The organism is Mycobacterium zoologicum, from assembly GCF_020181635.2.
Lineage (GTDB): Bacteria > Actinomycetota > Actinomycetes > Mycobacteriales > Mycobacteriaceae > Mycobacterium > Mycobacterium zoologicum.
In genome coordinates this window covers 80,696-103,461 of record NZ_JAYJJS010000002.1, presented here as the reverse complement: position 1 = coordinate 103,461, position 22,766 = coordinate 80,696, and the positions used below count along the sequence as shown (strand labels likewise).

Genomic DNA, 22,766 nt, shown 5'->3' with positions numbered 1-22,766 from the left:
TAACGGTGTGCGTTGGATATTGAGCCGGCTGTTGCCGCTGTGCGTCCTGGCCGCGGGCTGCGCGCCCTGCGATGCCCCCGCGCCGACGCCGGGATTGCAGTATCTCGGCCAGGCCCGACTGGCACCGCACACGTTCGACGGCACCGTCGTCGGCGGCCTGTCGGGGATCAGCTACGACCCCGGCCGGGACTGCTACTACGTGATCAGCGATGACCGGTCGGCGACCGGGCCGGCCCGGTTCTACACGATGCGGCTCGCGCTGTCGGATCGCGGCGTTGACACCACAGTGAACGCAGTCCATCCGCTGCTGGACGAGGGCGGGCGGCCGTTCGGCCCGCTGGACGCCGACAGGTCGCCGCCGGTGGTGCCGCCGGATCCCGAAGGCATCGCGTTCGACAGTGGCCGCCGGCGGCTGTACTGGTCGTCGGAGGGGGAGCGGCGCATCGGCCGGCACGGCGCGGTGCTGGCCGACCCCTGGATCAGGATCGCCGGGCTCGACGGTGGTTACCTCGGCCGTTTCGCGATTCCGCCGCAGCTGGCCATGTCGGCGCAGCGCACCGGACCGCGCCGCAACACCACGCTCGAAGGTCTCACCCTGGCCCCCGACGGCCGGATGCTGTTCGCCGCGATGGAGGGACCGGGCTACGACGACGGCGCCCTTCCGGACCGGTCGCACGGCGCACTGACCCGCATCACCGCCTTTGACGTCGAGTCGGGCGACCCGGTCGCCCAGTACGCCTACCCGCTGGAGCCGGCCACGGCGCCGGCCGAGACCAACGGTCTCACCGACCTGGTCGCGTTGTCGGACACCGCGTTCCTGGTGATCGAGCGGGCGTTCAGCGCCCGGCCGACGGTGCGGCTGTTTCGGGCCGATATCGGGGGCGCCACCGATATTTTGGGCTTGCCGGCGCTGACGGGCACGGCCGTGACGCCGATGACCAAAACCCTGCTGGCCGACCTGTCCACCACGCCGGGTTTGGAGCCCCTGGACAACATCGAGGGCATCACGCTGGGTCCGCGGCTGCCCGACGGCCGGCAAACGGTGGTGCTGGTCAGCGACGACAACTTCTCGCCGCGTCAGGTGACGCAGTTCGTGGTGTTCGCGGTAGCGCGTTAAGAGGCGACCGGAACTCCGGTTGGTTCGGGGGCCTGCGCCGGCCCCAGTGGCACGGCCAACTCGTCGTCGGCCGTCAGGGTTCGGGACGGAACCTTCAGCGGTCGCGTCACCGGCGCGGACAGCCCGGCGCGCACCGCGGAGAGCTGGCGGCCGGTGAACCGGTTCAACCCGGCCCAGATCTCCTTGGGCAGCGGCTCTTCGCTGTGGTAGCGCACCCATGCCGAGACCTGGTGGCCACCGTTACGTGCGGCCACTCGGACCGTGACGACGGTGGCGTCGGTTTCGGCCAGCCAGAGGTCTTCCAGCTTCTCCGAGGTGATGTCCCAGGGCGACATCCAGAAGCTGGTGGCGTAACCGTTGAAGTGCTTGAGCCGACGCCAGCCCGGCCGGCTCCACGTCGGCTGCAGTCCGGCCAGCACCGCGCTGTCGACCTCGGCGAGGTCGTCGCCGCTCATCGGCCAGGCGGTGCACCGGCGGCCGCTGATCTCATGCGCAAGGCGCTCGGTGGCTGCGGCCAGGGTGGAGGCCAGCGAGTCGCGGCTGGCGACCGCTTCGGAGTTGCGCTGCGGGTCCATCCGCAGCACCAGCCAGGTGCTGCGATGGCCCCCGCCGGTGGTCGAAGTACCGACAGAAACGATGTCGACACCGTCGAGTCGTACGTCGAACTGGCGCAGTCCCGCCGCGACCGTCGCCACCCGTAGGCTGCTCGATGGCCCCTGGTGGCGCAGGTGACGCCCGGCCGGGGCGGCGTCCGGTTCGTCGACGGCGATCACCGCCACCAGCCGGCCGCGGTATTCGCGCACTCCGACCGGCTCACGGCCGTAGCGGCGTCGGTGATTGAGTGCCGGGGTGCACGCCGCAGTCAGCGCCGCCTCCGGGTCGGCTGACCAGTCCCACAACCAGCCGCCGATCGCCGACGGCAGCGTGATGCCGCGATAGGTGATCACGCTGATCAGGGCCAGGACCGTTGCGACACCCACGCCGACCCACCAGGCGGTCGGCTGCCAGTCCTCGGCGAGGTAGCCGGCGGTGAACAGAACCAGGATGTCGATGAGAAACACGATGGTGACCCGCAGCCATGACAGGTCCAGCCCGAACCGGCGTTGCGCTTTCATCAGCACTCCTTGACGGCGGATGCATCGACGCGACGATGCGTGAGCACACCCTACTAAGACTTGCGGTCTGTTACGCCCAGCTGGAGCCGACGGAGGCGTCGGTGTTGGCCATGTTGTTGCCGGCGGTCTGCACCTTCTGGCCGTGGGAGTTGGCCTGTTCGTAGATGACGGCGAAGTTGCGGCCCAGCTGGGTCACGAACTCCTGGCAGGCCACCGAACCCGAACCGCCCCAGAAATCACCGGCGGCCAGCACATCGTGCACGATCGCCTGGTGCTCAGCCTCCAACGAAGCCGCCTGGGCACGAATCAAAGCGCCGTGGGCATTGACATCACCGAACTGGTAGTTAATCGACATCTCTGTGCTCTCCTTAGCTGCCCAGGATCTGCTGCGAAGCAGCTTCCTGCGTCTCGTAGTGGTTGGCATCGCGAATCAGACCATCACGCACCCCGTGCAGCATCGTCACGATGTTGCGGAACGCGGTCTGCATCTGACCCATGGTGTCCATCGAGGTCCGCTCGGCTAGACCACCCCAGCCCGCGCCGGAGATGTTGGTCGACGACGCCCACATCCGGCGGGCCTCATCCTCGACGGTCTGGGCGTGCACATCGAAACGACCCGCCATCGCACGCATCGCATCCGGATCGGTCATAAAACGAGTTGCCATGAGACTCTCCTTCTCTATAGGGGTTGTGAGGCGTCAGGTGGTGGCCGGGGCTTGGCCGTTGGCCGGTACGTAGACGATCGCCGCCTGGTAGCCGGGGGGCGCATTGCGTTGAGCCGGGTGGCCCGCCGGTACCGCATGGGCGGTAGCCGCCGTGCTGCCCGGCTCCGCCGGGTACCCCGCGGCAGGCGGGCGGGCAAGCACCTTGATGCGCGAACCGTACTTGGAGGCGACGGCCCCGGCGCCGGCCGCCGCCCCGACGGCCGCGGCCCGCGGGAATCCGCCCATCAGCATCGGGAGACCACCCATGCCGCCGACCGCTCCGGCTTCCAGTGCGCCGGCCGTCTCCAGGGCCGGCAACGCCATCGGCAGGTCGAAGGGTCCCAGCATCTCCAGCGGAGCAGCGGCCGAGCCCCACGACGGCGGGACCGACAGCGCCATCTCCCCGAGCGAGCTGGCACCGCCCATGTATCCGCTGGCGGCGCTTTCGCCGCCCCAGGCTCCTTCGGCGGCCTCGGCGGCTTGGGCGGCCTCCTGGGCTGCTTGCTGGGCCGCTTCCTGAGCTGCTCTGTCCGCTGCCTGCATCGCACTGTTGGCAGCCGTCGTCGCGAGACCTTGAATACCGGAAGCCATGAAGATGCCGGTCGAACCCAGCATGATGTAGCCGGGGAGCAGCGAGGCGATCGTCGTCGGCGTGAATCCGAGATCAGAGCCGGTGGTGATGATGCCGCCAGGGGTCGTGATGATTCCCCCACCGGTCGAGGTATCCGCGGCGGTGCCGGGTGTCGACAAACTCTGAACCGCGTTGGTGAGCATCTGCGACAGCGACGTCGGCGACGTATGGGCAGCCGATCCCACCGCCTGGTTGACCGCGAGGCTCTGCTGGGCCTGGGCGGTGGGGCTGACCGGATCGGGTGCCGGCACGGGTTCGGGCAGCTTGGAGGCGTAGGCCGAGTTGGCTGCATAGCTGTACATCGCCGCGGAATCCTGCGCCCACATCTGCCCGTATTGGAGTTCGTTGGCCGCGATCGCAGCGCCGTTCTGGCCCATCACATTGGTCGCGATCAGGCTCGCCAGCTGGGCGCGGTTGGCAGCCACCACCGGTGGCGGCACCACCGACTGGAACGCGGCGTGGAATGCGTTGGCCGCCGACCGCGCCTGGCTGGCGGCGTGCTCGGCCTGGGCAGCGGTGGCGTGGAGCCAGCCGATGTAGGGGGCTGCCGCCGTCGCGGTGGCGACGGCGGCCGGCCCCATCCACGGCATGCTGGTCAGTTCGGAGATCACCGTCGCGAACGAGGTCGCTGCCGACTCCAGTTCGGTGGCCAAACCGCCCCAAGCGATGGCGGCTTGCGTAAGCGGGCCCGCACCCGGGCCGGTGTACATCCAGGAGGAGAGGATCTCCGGCGGGAGTGCGCCAAAGTCGAATGACATGTCTGGTCGCGGTTCAGTCGACGGTCGCCGCATTGGCGGCTTCGGTGAGCGCGTACGAGTCGGCGCTCGTCGACATGGTGCTGACAAACTGCTGGTGAATCGCCGCTGCCTGGGCACTGATCGCCTGGTGGGCCTGAGCGTGCAGGGCGAACTGTGTGGCAACCAGTGCCGAAACCGGGTCGGCGGCGGCCGGAACCACACCCGTGGTCGGGCTGGCCGCGCTCGCCGTCCCGGCGTCCACGGCAGACCCGATGACCTGCAACTCAGCGGCCGCCGAGGCCAATACCTCAGGCTGGATGGTGACGAACGACATGCACATCTCCTTGCGGGCCGGCCCGTCCCGGTGCCGGTACGGCACCCTAAGGCAGGACAAACTCAACACTATCGGTGACGATCATAGCCATACTTTTCGTATGTTATCAACTCTAGAAAATACTCTAGGTAATCATTAACCCATGATGTCAACAAGCAACTGCTAGCCTTAAGCCTGATGCGTCACCACAATTCGAACAGCGGGCATGCAGACGATGGGATCGCGCGTTGGCTGACTTGACCGACCGCCGAGCGGATACAACGCGGCAGCAGATTCTGCGCGCAGCAGCCCATCAGTTTGCCCAGCGCGCGTACCACGACGTGGGCCTTGACGATATCCTCGCCGAGGCGGAGCTGACCAAGGGCGCGATGTACTTCCACTTCCGTTCGAAGCACGCGCTGGCGTTGGCCGTCATCGAAGAGCAGGTGGCCGCGGCCGGCGCAGCGGCCAAAGCGCTGGTTGACCGGAATCTGTCCGGCCTCGAAACGCTGATCGACATCGGTTACCTGATGGCGGTCGAAGACATCACCGAGGACGCGGCGCGGGCGGTACTGCATCTGCTGCCCTTGATCGGTCGCGCCGGCGGGTGGCAAAGCGGTGTGCTCGCGGAGGCTATCGGCGCGCTCACCCTGGTCGTCGAACGGGGCGTCACCGAGGGTGACATCCTGCCGAGGTGCGAACCACACGATGTCGCACAACTGCTGATGTCCATGTACCTGGGCCTGCGGCAGTCGGTCGATCTCAACGAGCCGGAAGAATTCCTGACGCAGCTGGGGCGGAACTGGGAGATCCTCCTCCCCGGCATGGTGCCCGAAGCGCGGGTTGGCTACTTCAGCCAGTTCATCAGGCGCCGTACGGCGTTGGCGATCAGGACGGTGGCTCAGCGCGCGCCGTCCGCGTCGCCCGGCGACCAGGCCGTCTGATGGCTCGTCAGGTCCGATCGGAGGCCACTCGCCGAAAGCTGCTAGACGCGGCTATCGACCTATTCGGGGAGGTCGGCTACGTTGCTGCCGGCCGAACCGGGATCATCGAACGCGCCGGTGTCACCAAGGGCGCCCTGTACCACCACTTCGGTTCGATGGACAGCTTGGTGGTGGCCATCATCGAATCGGGGTTCGCCACAGTCCGCAGCACCTTCACCAGCATGTGCCAGCCGACCGCGCCGGCGCTCGAGGGCATGATCCACGGGCTGTTCGCCGTCACCGAACTGCTGGCCACCGACAAGGAGGCGCGCGCGGCTGGACACCTGGTCTTCGCGTTGGCCGAATCGAACAAGGTGGCCACCGACGTGTGTAGCCGATGGCTGCAAGAACTGGCTGTTCAGGCCAGACGCGCCATTGCCGAGGGGGACTTGCGCGCCGACCTGGACCCAGAAGTGATCGGTGAGTCGGTCCTGACCGCCATGCTCGGGACATGGCTTTTGTCGCAGTCCAGCGAACGCGACGGCATCACCCGACTGACCCGGATGTGGGAGATGTTGCTTCCCGCGATGGTGGACGAGGATTCGTTGCCGTACTTTCGGGAGTTCCTGGGCCGGGAGGCGCTCCGCTACCAGCGTGACAGCTCAGTGGCGGATGGCGACGAGTGATTTGACCAGGCCGGCGAACCGCTCGTACCAGATCACGGATCTCGGGAAGTACATCCGCATCTGCGAGATACCGATGAGGTCGATCTCATTGACCTGCACCTCGGCCGCGGAGCGGCTGTAGTCGCCGATTCGGCCCCGATTCCACCTGCGTAACAACAGGACCCGTGCTTCGTAGGGCAGCCACTGCACTCCGGGGAGGATCCAGTGTGGTTCCGAGGGGAAGTAGCGGTAGGGCGTCTGCACCCAGTGCCGGTCGGCGAACGCGTGGACGTTGTCGGCCAGTCGCTGCCGTGGTACGTGGCCACCGACGTGTTCCAGCACCGAATTGGAGAAGACCAGGTCGAAATGTTCACGGTGGATCTGCGCGGGCAGCTCGCAGGGATTGCCCCGAACCGCACAGACGCGCGGATCGTCGGATAGGAACGCCGTCGGGTTGACGGTCGTCACGGAGGCGGGATGAACCGGTGCGGAATGCCACGACATCGGGCTGCCACCCAGGTCCAGCACCCGCATCTCCGCGATCTCGGGGAAGGCCATCAGAAAGCGAGCCCACCGCCGCGCGCGTGCTCGTTCAGCCAGGGATTTTCCAGACTCGATGTCGATCCATGCCGGCATTGCCCTAAGCCTCGGCAGCAGCCGCCAGAGAGGCGTGCGTTCGGACGATCCGGGCCGGGACCCCGGCGACCTCGACGTCGTCCGGCACCGTTCTGGTGACGACCGCCCCGGCGCGAATGCCCACCCGGTTGCCGACGTCGGCGCCCAGAACCATCGCCATCGGATAGATGTAGACGTCGTCGCCTATGAGGGGGATCTTTCCCTTGGCCTCTCCAATCGTCACGCCCTGGTGGATCCGGCAGTTGGCGCCGATCCGGGCCTTGTTGTGCACCCACACCGGGCCGGGATGGGCGATCGAGAGACCGGGGCCGCACACGTTGCGCGAGATGTAGAAGCCGAACTTCTCACTCAGAAGCTTCGTTCGCAGCCGGAACCAGAGGGCGATCGCATGTCCGATCGGCGTCCGGGCGGTGTTGCACCAGTATTCGGAGTACCGAAGCAGTCGTTGGAAGTAGGCGGGACGCTCCAGGTAACGGTCTCGGAACCGCCAGCGCTCCAGACCGTTCGCCTTCAGGTCCGCCGCGAGATAGGCCCTCAGGTCCTCGCGGGTTCTGATCATGCGGTCACTATACCGAAAGTATTAAAATGGATCAATCGCATACTAAACGTATGATTTCAGCCGGCTTGGCTTACCGCCCTTCCAGCCACAACTGTTCGGTGAGGTCCTGGAAGGTCACCAGAGCGACGCGGTCGTTATCGCGCTGCAAGGCGGATTTGCTCATCAGCGCCCGGACGGGCGAGCCGTCGCTGTGGGCCAGCGAGACGACCACGTTGGCGAAGGCGTGCACGATCTCCAGTGCGGCCTCCGCCGGCGGCAGCTGGTCGAACACCTCCTCGAATTCCAGCGCCAGCACCTCGTGGTGGGTGTGACCGAGCATCTCGGCGAACGCCGAGTTGGCGAACAGGATCGTGCCGTCATCGGCGATCGCGAGTACCGGTACCGGAATACGCTCGAGCACCACCAGTGCAGGTAGTTGCTGCAAGGTATCGACCGGTGACTGGCCCGGATGCGAGTTATGCCGTCGCTCCATCAGCTGATTATGGCCCCTACCATCTGTCCGCACTTGCGCACCTGCCCTTCGGGAGAAAAATGAAGTCGTTGATGTAGGTTCCGTTCACGGCCCATCCGTCGGCGTGGTCGCCGATGTTCGCCGGGTTCTGATAACGCGCCGTGTCGAATTCCTCTACGGGCAGGGTAGCGCCGTTCAGCTGGAAATAACCCGAATAGCCCAGTCCCGCCAAGAAGCTCGCGAGGGATGCGACGGCGTTCGGGCGGTGTCGTTCTTCAGCCTCGATCAGCAGTGTGGGCCGGTCGCGCCGGATGGTGTTCTCGGCGCCGGTCAGCACGGCGAGTTCGTGCCCTTCGACGTCGACCTTGATGAATCCGACGTTGCTCAACTGCAGATCATCGAGGCGGCGCATCGACACCTCGATTGCCTGGACCGGGTCGCCCCCCGCGTCCGCGAGGGAGTTGCCGACTTCGATCGTGCTTTGCCCGGGTGCGGATTCCCATACCCGCATTGTGGTCACCCCCTCACGATCCGACAACGCGACAGTTTCAACCCGCACCGGGGCGTCGACCGCCTCGAACATCGCCGTCAGAACGTCGGCCTGCGCGGGGCGCGGCTCGAACGCAACAACCGACCGCGACGACGCCAGCATTGCGATGGTGAATTCGCCGACGTCCGCGCCGATGTCCAGGGATACCCGATTCGGGTCGCACATCTCCCGGGCCAACCGGACATCCGCGCGCGCGTCACCCAGCCGGGCCAGAATTTTGTATTTGCGGCGCCAGAACCAGTGCGGCGCGACAGCCTGCGCCACTGGTCCCAGTCGGCGCCTAGCTGTGGTGGTGACCTGCATCTGCGACTACCTCCTTGTTAACGGTCTGTCCGCGGGTGGATAGGCGAAATCCGGCTCAACTCGTCCCCGCGACGCTGCCCCGCGCTTTCGAACCGGCGCTTGATCCGCAACAACGGCGTCTCGAAGAAGCGGAAGCTGAAGTAGGCGGCGGCGGTCGACAGGGCGAGTGTCGCTGCGAACACCGGCACACTGTGTTCGTGTGCGATCAACCGGAACACGATGTTCGCGCACAGCATGTGCAGCAGGTAGACGCCGTAGCTGATCACTCCGATGAATTGCAGCGGCCGCCATTGCAACACCGGATGCAACGGCGTCCGCTCCAGCAGGCACAGCGCTACCACCAGGCACACCATCAGGCATTGGGTGATCGCCGACGGTGTATCGACGGCCAGTGCGCACAGCAGGGCCGTCGCGCACACCGGCGCCGACCAGGCCCGCCCGAGTACCGTAGCCACCCGCGCGAACCCCTGCGGGGTGCTCACCACCAGGGCCGCAGCAGCACCGACGAGTATCGGCAGTGACAGACTCGACACGATCGCGCCCGGCAGCTTCGATGTGTCGGTGATCACGCCGGCAGCTTGCGAAGCGGTGATCAACACGGCCAGCACCAGCAGCGGAGCCCAGACCCGCCGGCGCGAGATCGACAAGGCGACTACCAGCAGTGGTGGCCACAACACATAGAACTGCTCCTCGGTCGCCAGTGACCAGGCGAAGTAGAACGTCTCGGTGGCCCCGTGCTCGAGATGGACGAACCAGTTCGACGTGTAGGTCGCGTAGGCGGGCAGGTGGTGCAGGAATCGCTGCCCCTCCGGGGTGTGGCGCTGCGTCGCGAGGACCAGGACGACGTAGAGCAGCAGCGTCGCGTAGTAGAGCGGGAAGATCCGGAGTGCTCGGCGGGCATAGAACCTGCTCAGCGAGATACCGCCGGTCGCGGCACTCTCGCGGACCAACAGGGTGGTGATCAGGAATCCGCTGATCGCGAAGAAGAAGTCCACCCCGAGATAACCCTTGGTGGCGATCGCCGGCCCGGGCACCCCGGAGGTGTGGTGCCACACCACCGCGATCACACTCAGGGCCCGCAGGCCGTCCAGGGCACCGAACCGGCTCATCGCGGTGAATCGGTCATAGCCGGTGAACGCTCGTTCGGGCGACGACTGTCGTCGTCGGCTCCGCGCGAGAGCGCCGGGACTCGGATGCATGCCGAGATACTACAGGTTTGTTCTCGACTGGACATCATCCAAAAAGTATGTAAATATCGCCATCATGTGGATGAACGGTTTGTTGGCTCCCTGCCGGCTGGGGCACTCGTCATGAAAGTCGTGCTGTTCTGCGGCGGCCACGGAATGCGGATGCGCAACTCCGAGGCGGACGTCGTTCCGAAGCCCTTGCAGATGGTCGGCCCCCGGCCGCTGATTTGGCACGTCATGCGGTACTACGCTCACTTCGGCCACAAGGAGTTCGTGCTGTGCCTCGGCTACGGTGCGGCCCAGATCAAGGATTTCTTCCTCAGCTACCGCGAAATGGAGTCCAACGACTTCATCATGCGCGGCGGCGAGGTCGAGCTGCTCGACTCCGACATCTCCGACTGGACCGTGACGTTCGTCGACACGGGCTTGGAGTCCCCGATCGGAGAGCGGTTGCGCCGGGTCCGGCAATACCTAGGTGACGACGAGTACTTCCTGGCCAACTACGCCGACGTCCTCACCGACGCGCCGCTGGATCGGATGATCGACCGCGTCGTCGGCACCGGCGCCGCAGGCTCGATGCTGGTGGTGCCGCCGCCGTCGTCGTTTCACTGCGTCGACGTCAGTTCGGCGGGCGAGGTCAAAGAGATCGCTCCGGTGAGCAAGTTCTCGATTTATGTCAACGGCGGCTATTTCGTGCTCAACCGCGACATCATCGATCTGATTCCAGAGGACGGCGACCTGGTCGGCGATGCGTGCACGGCGCTGGCCGGTACGGGCCGGCTGATCGGCTACCGCCACGACGGATTCTGGAAGCCCGCGGACACCTTCAAAGAGCGCGCCGAGCTCGACGCCGACTACAACCGGGGCGTTCGGCCCTGGATGGTATGGGAGACAGCGGAATCCGGTCAGTACGGCCGGTCGGCATGATCGAACTGAACCCCAGCCGCCTGCGATCGGTGGCCGTCATCGGAGCGCACTGCGACGACATCGCGATCGGCGTCGGCGCATCGCTGCTGGAGATCGGCCGAAGCAATCCCGACATCGTGGTGCACGCGCTGGTGCTCACCGGCGCCGGCACCGACCGCGAAATCGAGGAGAAGAACGCTCTGGCGGCACTGTGCCCTTCGGTGGATCTGCGGCTCACCGTCGCCGGCCTGCCGGACAGCAGGCTGCCTTGCCACTGGGATGCGGTCAAGTGCGAGTTGGCCGGCTTTCGGCGGAGCTGTGAACCCGACGTGGTGTTCGGACCCCAACGCGGCGACTTCCACCAGGATCACCGGCTGGTCGCCGAACTCATACCGACCGAGTTCCGTGACCACCTGTCGTTCGGCTACGAGATTCTCAAGTGGGAGTCGGATCTGCCGAATCCCGCTGTATACCTGCCTATCTCGGAGGATTCCGCGCGGCGCAAGGCTGAACTGCTTGCTCAGTGCTACCCGTCGCAGACCGGTCATGACTGGTTCGACGACGAAGCCTTCCTGGGGCTGATGCGAATTCGCGGCGTGCAGTGCCGAAACCGCTACGCGGAGGCCTTCACGCTGGAGAAGGCCGTGCTCGGTGCCGCGACGTCTACTCACTCAACTAACGGTTAGGAGCGCACAAGTGCGACTGCTGGTCACCGGGACCGAGGGCTACCTCGGTTGCCTGCTGGCGCCCCTGTTGGTCGCCGACGGTCACGACGTCGTCGGCTTGGACACCGGCTATTACAAGGCGGGCTGGCTGTGCCCCGGCAATATCGCCGATAGCCCGGAACGCGCAGTACCGATGACGCTGATGCGCGACATCCGCGACGTGACCGCGGCCGACCTGCGCGGCTTCGACGCCATCGTTCACCTGGCGGAGCTCAGCAACGACCCCATCGGCGACCTGATCGGCGATGTGACCTTCGAGGTGAACCACCGGGGCACCGTGCATCTGGCCGAATGCGCCAAGCGCGCCGGCGTGAGCCGGTTCATCTACACGTCTTCGTGCAGCGTGTACGGAATCGCCGACGGCACCGTCGACGAGACGAGCCCGATCAATCCCCTGACACCCTATGCGCGGTGCAAGGCGATGGTGGAGCGCGACCTGACCGCCATGGCCGACGACGACTTCTCACCGGTCTTCCTACGCAACGCAACGGCTTTCGGTGCGTCGCCGCGAATGCGATTCGACATCGTGCTGAACAACCTGGTCGGCCTGGCCTGGACCGAGCACCGCATCGCGATGACCAGCGATGGCACCCCGTGGCGTCCGCTTGTGCATGCGCTGGACATCGCCGAGGCCATCCGCTGCTCGCTGAACGCCGACCGCGAGCGGGTGCATGCGCTCGTGGTCAACGTCGGAAGCGACGAGAACAACCGTACGGTTCGCGAGATCGCCGAGACGGTCGGCGCTGAATTCCCGGGCTGCACAGTCACATTCGGCCCTCCCAGTGCCGACAATCGCAGCTATCGAGTGGCCTTCGGCAAGATTCGGGAAGTCTTTCCCGAGTTCCGTGCCCACTGGGACGTCGCCGCCGGCGCGGCGCAACTGCACCGGGTGTTCGCGGCCATCGATCTGGACCCGGAGACGTTCCACGGCCGTGGCCACACCCGGCTGAAGCAGATCCAGTACCTGCTCAAGACCGGACAGATCGATGACCGCCTGTTCTGGCAGGGGAGGACGGCGTGAAGTACACCCCGACCGGCATCGCCGGTGTGACGATCGTCGACATCGAACCGCAGCGCGACGACCGCGGCTTCTTCGCACGATCCTTCTGCTCGGAGGAATTCGCCCGTCACGGACTGGAAGCCACCATGGTGCAGACGAGCATCTCGCACAACTCGACCCGGGGCACGGTGCGGGGACTGCACCGCCAGCTGCCGCCGTACGCCGAGGCCAAGCTGGTGCGCTGCACCAGGGGCGAGATCTTCGACGTGGCCGTCGACGTGCGCGAGGATTCACCTACCTACGGCAAACACGTATCGGTGCATCTGAGCGCGGACAACCGCCGGGCGCTGTTCCTGCCGCCGTATGTCGCGCACGGATTCCAGAGCCTGACCGACGATACCGAAGTCCTCTACCAGATCAGTGGCTCTTATATGCCCGAGGCGCAGCAGGGATTCCGCTGGGACGAACCATTTTTCGCGATCAGCTGGCCGTTGGTCGCCACCGTCCTGTCGGAGCGCGACGCCAACTGCCCGTGCCTGGAATCGTTGGGGAGCACCGTGTCATGAGCGTCCCAGCAGCTTCCGCCTGGCCCGCGGTGCGAATGGTGGTCAGCGGCAGCATCGTCGAACGCCGCGACGCCGCCGAAGTGCTTTCGATCGTCAAGGGACGACTGCTGTCGGTCAATCCGGAAGGACTCGCGGTGGGGTCAGTCAACCTGGACCACCTGCATCACTTCCGTCGCCGCGGGCCGGCACCGAGCGGCCGGCTGGAATGGCTGCTGCTGGCCGACGGCATGCCGATCGCACTGCGTGGACGCATGCTGACGGCCCGGCCGTGGCCCCGGATCACCGGCGCGGACCTGCTTCCCGAAGCGCTGAAGCTGGCGCAGGACACCGGCAAGCGCGTCGGAATCCTGGGCGGCAGCACCGAAACACAGCGTCGGCTGGCGCAGCTGCTGGCCACCGACTATCCCACCCTTGCCGTTTCGGGAATGTGGGCCCCGCCCGCAGCACTGATCGACACGAGGTCCGACGAGCTGGCCGCCGCGATCCGGGCTGCCGACACTGACCTGTTGGTGGTCTGCCTGGGCAAGCCGCGCCAGGAACGGTGGATCGACCGCTACGGCCACGCCACCGGAGCCCGAGTGTTCCTGCCGTGCGGCGGCGCCATCGACTTCATGGCAGGCCAGACCCGGCGGGCACCCGACTGGATGCAACGGTCCGGATTGGAATGGTTTCACCGGCTTGCCCACGAGCCGCGCCGGCTGGCCAGACGGTACCTGCTGCAGGGCCCGCTGGCTCTGCTGCGCGCCGGACGCGCGCAACTCATCTGCTATCCGGGCGTCTACTACGCGGACCCGGCAAGCGACGGCCCGCAGTCGGCGGCGACGGCCTAGGAACTGACGGAGATGACGACGACGCTACGTGTCCGCCGGCCCACGGCGCGGGCCAAGACAGATCTCGTGCTGCCGGCGACCGCGGGCGGGCCGGCCCGACGGTGGCAGCAGCGGTATTCCGTGGGACTGTGTGTCACCGACTCGGTGATCATCTGCGCCGCGATCGCCCTTGCCCAGTACCTCCGATTCGGCGAATCGCCCGCTACCTCGGGGTATCCCGGACAGCTGATGACACTTTTCTCGATTTTGTTCGCCGGGTTGTGGATGGCGGCGATCGCGGTGTCGCACAGCAGATCGCCGCGCATCATCGGGGCGGGTATCGACGAATACCGGCGTATCGCCAGCGCATCGTTCTGGACGTTCGGGATCATCGCGATGACCACCCTGTTGGCCAAGATCGACCTGGCCCGTGGCTATCTGGCGGTGGCCCTGCCCGTCGGCACTTTCGGGTTACTGGTCGGGCGAAATCTCTGGCGGCGCTACATTGCCCGCAAGCGGGCCAGAGGCCGATTTCAGACGATGGTCGTGGCGATCGGCGACCGCCCCGGAGTGACGAGCCTGGCGCAAGAACTCATGCGCAACCCCCGCGACGGCTACATCGTGGTCGGGGTCGGCATTCCCGGTTACGGGCAGTCTCGCGGCAAGACAATCCTGGTGGAGGATCGTGCGATCCCGATCCTGGGGGATGAGAATCACGCGATGGCCGCACTCGCCGGCCGGGGCGTCGACATGGTGGTGATCACCGGGACCGAGCGCTTCGGAGCGAGTGGACTACGAAAGCTGATGTGGCGGCTGGAGAATCTCGACGTCGACCTGGTGGTGGCACCGGGCGTGATGGATGTGGCCGAGTCACGTCTGGCGTTGCGCCCGGTCGCCGGATTCTCGTTGCTGCACGTGGAGAAGCCGCGCTACCACGGCGCCAAGTCGTTCCAGAAGCGCACCTTCGACTTCTGCTTCTCGCTGGCCGCACTGATCGGGGCGGCGCCGGTGCTGGCTGTCGTGGCGCTGGCCATCAAATGCACCAGCAGAGGCCCGGTCTTCTATCCGTCCGAGCGCATCGGCATCGACGGCACACCGTTCACCATGCTCAAGTTCCGCACGATGGTGGACCGCGCCGACACCCAGGTCGGCAACCTCGCCGCGCTCGACGAGGGGGCGGGGGTCTTGTTCAAGATCCGCGACGATCCTCGGGTGACTGCCGTCGGTAAAGTGCTGCGCCGCTTCAGCATCGATGAACTACCGCAGTTCATCAACGTGCTCAAGCAGGACATGAGCGTGGTGGGGCCGCGTCCGCCGCTGCGTCGCGAGGTGGAGAGCTACGACGGCGAGGTCACGCGCAGGCTGCTGGTCAAACCCGGGGTCACCGGACTCTGGCAGGTCTCCGGCCGTTCGGACCTGTCCTGGGAAGAGGCGGTCCGGCTCGATCTGTCGTACGTGGACAACTGGTCGATGACCGCGGATCTGCTGATCATCGCGCGGACGATCCGGGCGGTCCTGTCACGGGACGGGGCTTACTGAGTGACCGCGATGGAATCAACGGTCGCCGTCGATACGTCGGTGCCCCAGGCGCGTATTGCGCACGCCTTCTCCGTGCAGTTGATCTGCCGTGCGCTGGGGATGCTGGCCTCGGTGTTCTCGGTCGCGATGACCGCGCGCTACCTGGGGCCGGACGGCTACGGCAAGTTGACGATCGCCGCCACCTTCATCGCGATGTGGACGAGTCTGGCCGATCTGGGCACCGGGACGGTCATCGTGCGCCGGGTCACGTCCGGCCGCGGCGAACTCGAGCGGCTGGTGCGGGTCAACAGCGGCCTGGCGCTGATGTATTGCGTACCCTTGGCGCTGCTGGCGGCCGGCGCCGGCCTGATCATCTACCACGACCACGACGTGCGGGTGATGCTGGTGCTGCTGTCGGGCCAGCTGCTGATGCTGACCATGACGACCCGCTTCGAGCCGGTTTTCCTTACCACCGTGCGCTTCTCAGCCGTGGCGCTGTCCGATGTCGCCAGCCGGGTGGGGACGCTGGCGATGGTCGCCGCTCTGGTCGCGATGCGCGCGGATGTCATCTGGTTCGCGGTCGCGCAGCTCATCCCGCCCGTCCTGCAACTGCTGATCCAGGGCGGGGCCGCGGCACGGCACCTGTCGGTGCGGCCGGTGTTCTCCTGGAGCGAGAGCCTGGGCCTGCTCCGGGAGAGCTTTCCGCTCGCCGCCGTGATGGTTGTGGCCGTTCTCTATTGGCGGGTCGACGGCGTGATCCTCTCGCTGGTGAGCAGTCACGCGGAGGTCGGGTTCTACGGGCTGAGCTACACGATCGCCTTCAACGTCGAGATGCTGTCGATCTTCTTCCTCAAGTCGACATTGTCGACGGCCACCGAACTCTTCGCCCGCGACCGGGTGGCGTTCACCGACTTTCTGCGCCGCAGTGTCGAACTGATGTACTTCCTGGCCATACCGATCGCGGTCGTCGGAACGTTGCTGGCCGGGCCGCTGATCCGGCTCTTCGGTGACGAGGCGTTCGTCGGCCGCGGCACCCCCACGCTGGCACTGCTGTTCGTCGCCGTGGCGCTGCGGTTCGTCACCGGAACCCTGGGGCAGGGCCTGTTCGCCAGCCACCACCAGCGCTTCTTCCTCTGGGCGTCGCTGGTGACCCTTGCGGTCAACGCGGTGCTGAACCTCGTGCTGGCCTGGCGGTTCGGCGCCGTCGGCGCCGCCGCGGCGCTGGTTTGCACCGAGCTGTTCGGCCTGGCGATCACCACGTGGTGGATGCGCCGCAAGATCGGCTACCGCAGTCCGATCGCCTTCGTACTGCGGACACTTGTGCCCACGTTCGCGAGTGTCGCTGTCCTGCCGCTGTTGTCGGGTCAGCACGTGATCACGACGGTCGCGGCGGCCGCGGCCGTCTACGTCGCGACCAGCATGGCGGTCGGACCCGTCCGGTGGTCGACGGTGGCCGCGATGCGCGGAAAGGCGGGAGTGTCATGAGCCGTAACAAACCGGACCGGGCCTACCTGAAGCCCCCGGCCGGCGCCGCGGATCCACTGCCGGCGCAACGGTCGTTGTCGGTACTGATCGTGACGTACAAGTGTCACGACTTGTTGGAGAAGTGCTTGGCCGACGTCGCCGAGTACCTCCCCGAGTTGCCGGTCCATGTCTACGAAAACAGCGGGGCCGACTATCCCGGGCGAGAAGAGCTGGCCGCGCGCCACCCCGAGGTGCACTGGGTGCTGGGCGAGGTCAACCTGGGCTTCGGCGCGGCGTTCAACGCGCTGGTGGAGCATGTCCCGACCGATACCGACCTGCTGGTGCTGAATCCCGATGCCCGCCTGCTGTGTCCGCTGACCCGTACCCGGGAGTTGGTGCGCCGGCCGGACGTGGCTGCCGTCGCCCCGCTGGGGCGCGATGACGGATCGCCGGGGCCGGAGCTCTTCGACCACGCGACGCGCCGCCGCACGCTCACCCGTGCGCTGGTGGCCATCGCGGGCTATTCGGACACGTTTCGCGGGACTCCGTTGTCACACCTGTACAAGAAGCAGCCCTGCGAGTCGCAGCACATCGACGGTTACGTCGCCGGTACCTGCCTGGCCATCAACCGGGCGGCGTGGAACGCCATCGGTGGTTTCGACGAGGAGTTCTTCCTCTACGGCGAGGAGGCCGATTGGCAGGCCCGGGCGAGTGCGGCCGGCTGGCGCATTCTGCTGGCCGATGAGCTCGGTGTCGAACACGGCAAAGCCGTCGCCGGCGGGCGCGCCAAAGACGGCATCGAGCTGCACGGCGCCGAAGTCGAATCACCCGAGCGGCGCCGAAACCGTGACCTGCTGCGCGCCAACGCCGCGCTGGGACTGGAACACCGCCAAAGTGTCCACCACGCCGATATCTACCTTGCCGGAACGACACTGCTGGACCGGGTTCAGCGGTCCAGGCGCAAGGCACGGCGAGTAGAACGAGCCGGCCGGAGCACGGACAAGCCGGCCATCGTGATCACCACCAATCGGTTGGTGTACGGCGGAGCGGAGCGCCAGAAGGCTCTGCTGGCAGCGGAATTGGAGCGTCGCGGCTATCCGGTCACGATCGTGTGCATGCAGCGGTTCGGGCCGTTGATCAAGGAGATCCCGCACCGGGTCCGGGTGATACGTCAACCGTGGTGGGCGCCGGTCCTCGACATCCCGGACGGCCCCGCGGTGCTGATCAGCGGCGACACCAACACCGAGACCGGCTTCGCCACCTTGTGGCGGGCCGCCGGCCGGGACCGCCGGTGGCTGGTCGCCCCGCACATCCCGCCGGAACCCGACCGGCCGATCTACTCGCGCCCGCTGGCCGCCGCCATGCGCCGCGCCGACGGGCTGATCGCCTTGGCCGACCGGCATCACGAGATGCTGGCCGCCCATCACCGGCTGCCGCAGCGGTGCTTCGTCGCGCCGAACGGAGTCGCGGAGACGGGCCGGCCGATCGGCAGACCGCACGTCGACGGTGCGCCGCCGCACCTGGTGATGCTGTCGCGGATCGTGGAGCACAAGAACCCGCAGGTGCTCATCGAGGCCCTCAGCGGTCTGACGGATCTGCCCTGGACACTGTCGATCTTCGGTGACGGGCCCGACCGGGAGAGGCTGCAAGCCGCGACGCCTGCGGCGTTGGCGGATCGGATCTCTTGGCGCGGTTGGGTGTCCGGGCCCGATGCCGCCCTGGCCGAGGCGGACCTGCTCTGCGTGCCGAGCCGTTCCGAGGCGTTCCCGCTGGTGATTCTCGAGGCCATGGCGCGAGGGGTGCCGGTGGCCGCGTCGGCGATCTGTGCGGTGCCGGAGATGCTGGGTTTCGGTGACGCGGGCATCGTCGTCGATCCGGTCTCCGTGGCGAGCTGGCGGGAGCAGTTGGCCTCGATCCTGGCCGACCCGAGCATGCTGCCCGAGGTCGGGCTGCGGGGGCTGGAGCGCTGGCGCAGGAACTACACGGTGACGGCAATGGCCGACGCCTACCTGGATGCGATCGGAGCGGTGCTATGAGGTCTTCCTACGAGACGGTGATCCTGGGAGCGGGCCCCGCCGGCACCGGCTCGCTGGTCTGGGCAGCGCAGCACGGCCTGCTGGGTTCCTGGCTTGACGACGGGGTGGCCGTCGTCGAGCGGCGCCGGCCGGGCGGCTCGCTGGGCGACTACCCGCTCACCGCCGACTCGATGGGGCAATCCTTCCTCGAAGCCCTCGACGGTCCTTGCTGCGAGCCGCTGCTCGACGAGGTCCGGGCCGATCCGGTGACCACCGAGATGGAGCGCTTCCGGGACCGGTTGCCGTCGCTGGAACTGGTGGACCGGTTCCAGCGTCGCCTCGGTGCCGCACTCACCGCTGAGTTCACCCGCCGCCCGGACAGCCGGCTGTTCACCGGCACCACCGCACTGGCGATACAGCTGGAGCCCGGCGGCTCCATCGGTGTGGTGGTGGCCGACCAGCACGGACGGCGTGACACCATTCGCGCCGGCAGCGCGGTGTTGGCACTCGGCGGCAGGCAGAACACCGAGTGGGAGACCGTTGAACTGGTAGCCGGCGTACGGCTTTCGCAGTGGCGCCGCAAGATTCTCACCAGTCATCAGCTGCTGTCGCGCGGCGGGGTGGAGCAGGCCGAACGCCTCCTCGGCGACCCGGCGCGTGCGCCGCGGGTGGTGATCGTGGGCGGGGCGCACAGTGCCTTCTCGTCGGTATGGATGCTGCTGGAACGGGTTTGCCCATCCGGGTTCGAGTCGGCCGGCGTGCGGGTGCTGCACCGCAGCACACCTCGCGTGGCGTACGGCTCGCGAGGGCAGGCGCACGCCGACTCCTACCCGTTCACCGAATCCGATGTGTGCCAGGCAACCGGCCGGGTCCATCGGCTCGGCGGGCTGCGCGGCGACGGCCGCGAGGTCTGGCGGCGGATGCACGGCAAACCGGGGACAATCGCCGACCGGCGTGCGGTCGCCGAACCGCTCGAGAATCTCTCGGTTGACGAACTGACCCGGACCCTCGACATGGCGGATCTGATCGTTCCGGCGTTGGGGTACCGGATGGCGACGCTTCCGGTGTTCGACCAGGACTTCTCTCCGGTCGCCCTGGCCGGCACCGGCCCGTCCGTGGGGCCCGATGCCCAATTGCTCGGCGCGGACGGCACACCGATACCCGGCCTGTTCGGGGTGGGGCTGGGCAGCGGCTTCGTGCCGCCGGGCGCCATGGCGGGCGAGGAGTCGTTCACCGGCCAGCAGAACAGTCTGTGGCTCTACCAGCACGGGCTGGGCGAGTTGATCTACCACGCGACGCGGGAGCGTGCGGCCACCCAGCGCCGCGACTTCGCCGCTCGAAAGGCGGCAAGAGAACGTGAATTCCACAGTGTGGCAGCGTCAGTGGGCGCTGCCGAAGCTCAGAATCGAGGATCAGATGAATTGTCGCTTATGTAACTCCGGCCGGCTGCGCAGCGTGCTGGACCTGGGTGCGACACCGCCGTGCGAGAAGTTCCTCACCGCAGCCGAACTCGAGCTGGCGGAACCGACCTACCCGCTGCACCTGCGGTTGTGCGAAGACTGCCTGCTGCTGCAGATCCCGGCGTTGATCACGCCCGAGGAGACGTTCGTCGAATACGCCTACTTCGCGTCCTACTCCGACAGTTGGGTGCAGCACGCCAAGAACTTCGTCGACGCTGCGGTGGCTCGCCTGGGACTCGGAGCCGACTCGTTCATGGTCGAAGTCGCCAGCAACGACGGCTATCTGCTGCAGCACGTCGTCGACGCCGGCATCCGCTGCCTGGGGATCGAGCCGTCGCTCAATGTCGGTGCCGCTGCCCGGCAGCGCAACGTGCCGACCGTGACGGCGTTCCTGGACGAGCAGTTGGCCGCCGCGGTGCGCGCCGAGCACGGGCTGGCGGATCTGGTTGTGGCGAACAATGTTTACGCGCACATTCCCGATCTGCTCGGCTTCACCCGGGCGCTGCGCGGACTGCTGGCCGACGACGGGTGGCTCAGCATCGAGGTACACCACGCGATGAACCTGGTCAGTCTCGGCCAGTTCGACACGGTGTACCACGAGCACTTCCAGTACTACACACTGCTGTCGGCGGCCCGTGCCCTGGCAACCGCCGGCCTGACGGTGGTCGATGCCGAGCTGCTGCCCACCCACGGCGGGTCCATCCGCGTGTGGGCACGCCCGGAGGCCGTGGCAGGTGCCCCCAGCGATCGGGTGACGCAGGTGTTGCGGCTCGAGGAGGCGGTCGGGCTGCACAGCGTCGACGGTTACTGCCAGTTACAGCGGCAGACCGAGGCGGTGCGCCAGGAACTGCTGCAGTTCCTCCTGCAGTGCCGGGCCGACGGCAAGAAGGTCGTCGGCTACGGCGCTCCCGGCAAGGGCAACACGCTGCTCAACTATTGCGGGATCCGCACCGATCTGCTGGCCTACACCGTTGATCGAAACCCCTACAAGCACGGGCGGTTCACGCCGGGCACCCGCATCCCCATCCACCACCCGGCGGTGATCGCCGAAGACCGGCCCGACGTGGTGCTCGTGCTGCCGTGGAACCTGGAAGCCGAACTCACCGAGCAGCTGAGCTATGTCGGCGAATGGGGCGGGCGGCTGGTCTATCCGTTGCCGACCCTGCACTACGCAAGCCGGTTGGGAGACAACGGTGTCGACCCGGTTCCCGGTATCGCCGAAGCGGTCCCGTCATGAGTCGGTGCCGAGGATGCGGCAGCGCCGAACTGTGCCGGGTTCTCGACCTGGGCGCAGTTCCCGCAGCCGATGACTTCCCCTCGGCATCCGAGCCGGTGACTGCGGCGGAGTCATCGCATCCGCTGGCCATGAATCTGTGCGGTGGTTGCGGTTTGGCGCAGCTCGCCGATGACGACACGAACACGGCCGAGCCGCGCGGTATCGAACCGCAGGCGCTGCGCGATCAGGCCCTCGATGCCGTCGCCCGCGTCGCGGACTCGGGCTGGCTTCGCGGTACCACGGTGCGCGAGTTCGGCAGTCCGCACGGCGGAACCTGGCTGCCGCTGCTGGCGACGCGCGGCTACACCCCGGCCCGCAAGGCCGACGTGGTACTCGACTCATTCGGCATCATGCACGAACCCGACCAAAGACTGGCGTTCGAGCAGCGAGCGGCGGCCACCGCCGGAGATGGTGTGTTGCTGCTGCAGTTTCACTCACTGCTGTCCATCGTCGAACACCGCCAATGGAGTGGGTTACGGCACGGCCACTTCGCCTACTACTCACTGACGGCGATCGCCAGGCTGCTGGCCGCAGCCGGAATGAGCGTCGTGACGGCCTGGCAGTTCGATCTGTACGGTGGCACCGTCCTGCTGGCGGCCGTACACGGCCGGGTCGCACCTGATGCGGCGGTCGAGGCGATTCTGCGGCGGGAGCGTGAAGTCGGCGTCACCGACCCGGCGGCCGTGGGGCGGCTGCAATCGGCGGCGAGTAACCATGCCGCCGCGTTGCGCGATTGGCTGAACGCCCAGGCCGAGAACGGGCAGTCGATATACGGCTACGGAGCGACGTCCCGGGTGGCCGCACTGTTCAGCATGGCCGGGGTGCGAACGCCGCTGATCCGGGCGATCGCCGACGCATCACCGGCCAAACAGGGCCGCCGGATACCCGGTACCGATGTGGCGATCATCGCCCCCGAGCAGCTGGTGCTCGCCGAGCCCGATGCGGTTCTGCTGATGCTGCCCGACCTGTATGACGAGGTCCGGCGTACCTACCCGGGTCTTGAAGGGCGCTGGCGGATCGATGCCATGGCGGGCGAGGGCTATCCGTCGGTGCCGGCGCGGCCGCTCGTTCCAGCGCGCTCCTAGCGTTTGACCTGCTCGCATACCAGTCGTATGCTCAGAGCGGAGAAAACATCC

At 67.0% G+C, this 22,766-nt stretch carries 24 protein-coding genes; 14 read left to right on the top strand and 10 right to left on the bottom strand.

Translation table 11 applies throughout. From position 1 onward, the window contains the following. The first annotated feature begins 7 nt into the window (after nucleotides 1–7). Complete coding sequence (locus K6T84_RS02025) at nucleotides 8–1,117, top strand: esterase-like activity of phytase family protein (protein ID WP_225399331.1); 1,110 nt, start codon at nucleotides 8–10, stop codon at nucleotides 1,115–1,117. Here K6T84_RS02025 and eccE read toward each other — a convergent pair. The 5 genes from eccE to K6T84_RS02000 all read right to left on the bottom strand — a co-directional run bounded on the left by eccE (nucleotide 1,114) and on the right by K6T84_RS02000 (nucleotide 4,638). Next, nucleotides 1,114–2,232, bottom strand: a complete 1,119-nt coding sequence (eccE, locus tag K6T84_RS02020) for a type VII secretion protein EccE (protein ID WP_225399332.1) — start codon at nucleotides 2,230–2,232, stop codon at nucleotides 1,114–1,116. The two genes, K6T84_RS02025 and eccE, sit on opposite strands and share 4 nt — an antisense overlap. A 70-nt stretch (nucleotides 2,233–2,302) precedes the next feature. Next, a complete protein-coding gene (locus K6T84_RS02015) occupies nucleotides 2,303–2,587 on the bottom strand; it encodes a WXG100 family type VII secretion target (protein WP_225399333.1) in 285 nt (94 codons plus the stop codon). 13 nt (nucleotides 2,588–2,600) lie between these two features. Then, a complete protein-coding gene (locus K6T84_RS02010; protein ID WP_225399334.1) occupies nucleotides 2,601–2,897 on the bottom strand; it encodes a WXG100 family type VII secretion target in 297 nt (98 codons plus the stop codon). A gap of 33 nt (nucleotides 2,898–2,930) precedes the next feature. Next, nucleotides 2,931–4,325, bottom strand: a complete 1,395-nt coding sequence (locus K6T84_RS02005; protein ID WP_225399335.1) for a PPE family protein — start codon at nucleotides 4,323–4,325, stop codon at nucleotides 2,931–2,933. A 13-nt stretch (nucleotides 4,326–4,338) separates the two neighbouring features. Continuing rightward, nucleotides 4,339–4,638 (bottom strand): PE family protein, encoded by a 300-nt coding sequence (locus K6T84_RS02000; RefSeq protein ID WP_225399336.1) that lies wholly within the window; start codon nucleotides 4,636–4,638, stop codon nucleotides 4,339–4,341. 227 nt (nucleotides 4,639–4,865) lie between these two features. On the opposite strand from K6T84_RS02000, the gene K6T84_RS01995 reads away from it, so the two are divergent. Together K6T84_RS01995 and K6T84_RS01990 are read left to right on the top strand one after the other, a co-directional pair. Continuing rightward, nucleotides 4,866–5,561: a TetR family transcriptional regulator gene (locus K6T84_RS01995; protein ID WP_225399337.1), complete on the top strand. Its 696-nt coding sequence runs from the start codon at nucleotides 4,866–4,868 to the stop codon at nucleotides 5,559–5,561. Next, on the top strand, nucleotides 5,561–6,226 hold the full coding sequence (locus K6T84_RS01990) for a TetR family transcriptional regulator (RefSeq protein ID WP_225399338.1): 666 nt from the start codon (nucleotides 5,561–5,563) through the stop codon (nucleotides 6,224–6,226). The genes K6T84_RS01995 and K6T84_RS01990 overlap by 1 nt, the downstream gene beginning before the upstream one ends. On the opposite strand, the gene K6T84_RS01985 is transcribed toward K6T84_RS01990, so the two are convergent. The 5 genes from K6T84_RS01985 to K6T84_RS01965 all read right to left on the bottom strand — a co-directional run bounded on the left by K6T84_RS01985 (nucleotide 6,203) and on the right by K6T84_RS01965 (nucleotide 9,903). Then, the gene (locus tag K6T84_RS01985) at nucleotides 6,203–6,841 is read right to left on the bottom strand and encodes a class I SAM-dependent methyltransferase (protein ID WP_225401792.1); all 639 of its coding nucleotides are present in this window, start codon (nucleotides 6,839–6,841) and stop codon (nucleotides 6,203–6,205) included. The genes K6T84_RS01990 and K6T84_RS01985 overlap by 24 nt on opposite strands. 4 nt (nucleotides 6,842–6,845) lie before the next feature. Beyond that, nucleotides 6,846–7,400: a serine O-acetyltransferase gene (locus K6T84_RS01980; RefSeq protein ID WP_225399340.1), complete on the bottom strand. Its 555-nt coding sequence runs from the start codon at nucleotides 7,398–7,400 to the stop codon at nucleotides 6,846–6,848. 70 nt (nucleotides 7,401–7,470) lie between these two features. Next, nucleotides 7,471–7,872: a PAS domain-containing protein gene (locus tag K6T84_RS01975; RefSeq protein WP_225399341.1), complete on the bottom strand. Its 402-nt coding sequence runs from the start codon at nucleotides 7,870–7,872 to the stop codon at nucleotides 7,471–7,473. A gap of 16 nt (nucleotides 7,873–7,888) precedes the next feature. Continuing rightward, the gene (locus K6T84_RS01970; RefSeq protein WP_329779232.1) at nucleotides 7,889–8,704 is read right to left on the bottom strand and encodes an FkbM family methyltransferase; all 816 of its coding nucleotides are present in this window, start codon (nucleotides 8,702–8,704) and stop codon (nucleotides 7,889–7,891) included. A gap of 17 nt (nucleotides 8,705–8,721) precedes the next feature. Continuing rightward, entirely contained in the window at nucleotides 8,722–9,903 is a 1,182-nt protein-coding gene (locus K6T84_RS01965; protein WP_225399343.1) for an acyltransferase family protein, read from the bottom strand. Between the two features lie 111 nt (nucleotides 9,904–10,014). Here K6T84_RS01965 and K6T84_RS01960 point away from each other — a divergent pair, with 111 nt between their 5' ends. The 11 genes from K6T84_RS01960 to K6T84_RS01910 are packed head-to-tail and all read left to right on the top strand — an operon-like array spanning nucleotide 10,015 to nucleotide 22,715. Then, entirely contained in the window at nucleotides 10,015–10,818 is an 804-nt protein-coding gene (locus K6T84_RS01960) for a glycosyltransferase family protein (RefSeq protein WP_225399344.1), read from the top strand. Next, nucleotides 10,815–11,483: a PIG-L deacetylase family protein gene (locus K6T84_RS01955; protein WP_225399345.1), complete on the top strand. Its 669-nt coding sequence runs from the start codon at nucleotides 10,815–10,817 to the stop codon at nucleotides 11,481–11,483. Before K6T84_RS01960 ends, K6T84_RS01955 begins: the two co-directional genes overlap by 4 nt. A 10-nt stretch (nucleotides 11,484–11,493) precedes the next feature. Beyond that, nucleotides 11,494–12,543: an NAD-dependent epimerase/dehydratase family protein gene (locus tag K6T84_RS01950; protein WP_225401993.1), complete on the top strand. Its 1,050-nt coding sequence runs from the start codon at nucleotides 11,494–11,496 to the stop codon at nucleotides 12,541–12,543. Next, complete coding sequence (rfbC, locus tag K6T84_RS01945; protein WP_225399347.1) at nucleotides 12,540–13,088, top strand: dTDP-4-dehydrorhamnose 3,5-epimerase; 549 nt, start codon at nucleotides 12,540–12,542, stop codon at nucleotides 13,086–13,088. Before K6T84_RS01950 ends, rfbC begins: the two co-directional genes overlap by 4 nt. Beyond that, nucleotides 13,085–13,918 carry a WecB/TagA/CpsF family glycosyltransferase gene (locus tag K6T84_RS01940; RefSeq protein WP_225399348.1) on the top strand — a complete coding sequence of 278 codons (834 nt, stop codon included), beginning with the start codon at nucleotides 13,085–13,087 and terminating at the stop codon, nucleotides 13,916–13,918. Before rfbC ends, K6T84_RS01940 begins: the two co-directional genes overlap by 4 nt. A gap of 12 nt (nucleotides 13,919–13,930) precedes the next feature. Continuing rightward, nucleotides 13,931–15,436: a sugar transferase gene (locus tag K6T84_RS01935; RefSeq protein WP_225399349.1), complete on the top strand. Its 1,506-nt coding sequence runs from the start codon at nucleotides 13,931–13,933 to the stop codon at nucleotides 15,434–15,436. Between the two features lie 9 nt (nucleotides 15,437–15,445). Continuing rightward, nucleotides 15,446–16,900 (top strand): flippase, encoded by a 1,455-nt coding sequence (locus K6T84_RS01930; RefSeq protein WP_225399350.1) that lies wholly within the window; start codon nucleotides 15,446–15,448, stop codon nucleotides 16,898–16,900. Further along, nucleotides 16,897–18,915: a glycosyltransferase gene (locus K6T84_RS01925; RefSeq protein WP_225399351.1), complete on the top strand. Its 2,019-nt coding sequence runs from the start codon at nucleotides 16,897–16,899 to the stop codon at nucleotides 18,913–18,915. Before K6T84_RS01930 ends, K6T84_RS01925 begins: the two co-directional genes overlap by 4 nt. Next, nucleotides 18,912–20,330: a hypothetical protein gene (locus K6T84_RS01920; RefSeq protein WP_225399352.1), complete on the top strand. Its 1,419-nt coding sequence runs from the start codon at nucleotides 18,912–18,914 to the stop codon at nucleotides 20,328–20,330. The genes K6T84_RS01925 and K6T84_RS01920 overlap by 4 nt, the downstream gene beginning before the upstream one ends. Then, complete coding sequence (locus K6T84_RS01915) at nucleotides 20,311–21,591, top strand: class I SAM-dependent methyltransferase (RefSeq protein ID WP_225399353.1); 1,281 nt, start codon at nucleotides 20,311–20,313, stop codon at nucleotides 21,589–21,591. Before K6T84_RS01920 ends, K6T84_RS01915 begins: the two co-directional genes overlap by 20 nt. Further along, nucleotides 21,588–22,715, top strand: coding sequence for a class I SAM-dependent methyltransferase (locus K6T84_RS01910; RefSeq protein ID WP_225399354.1), 1,128 nt, complete (start codon nucleotides 21,588–21,590; stop codon nucleotides 22,713–22,715). Before K6T84_RS01915 ends, K6T84_RS01910 begins: the two co-directional genes overlap by 4 nt. Nucleotides 22,716–22,766: the final 51 nt, after the last annotated feature.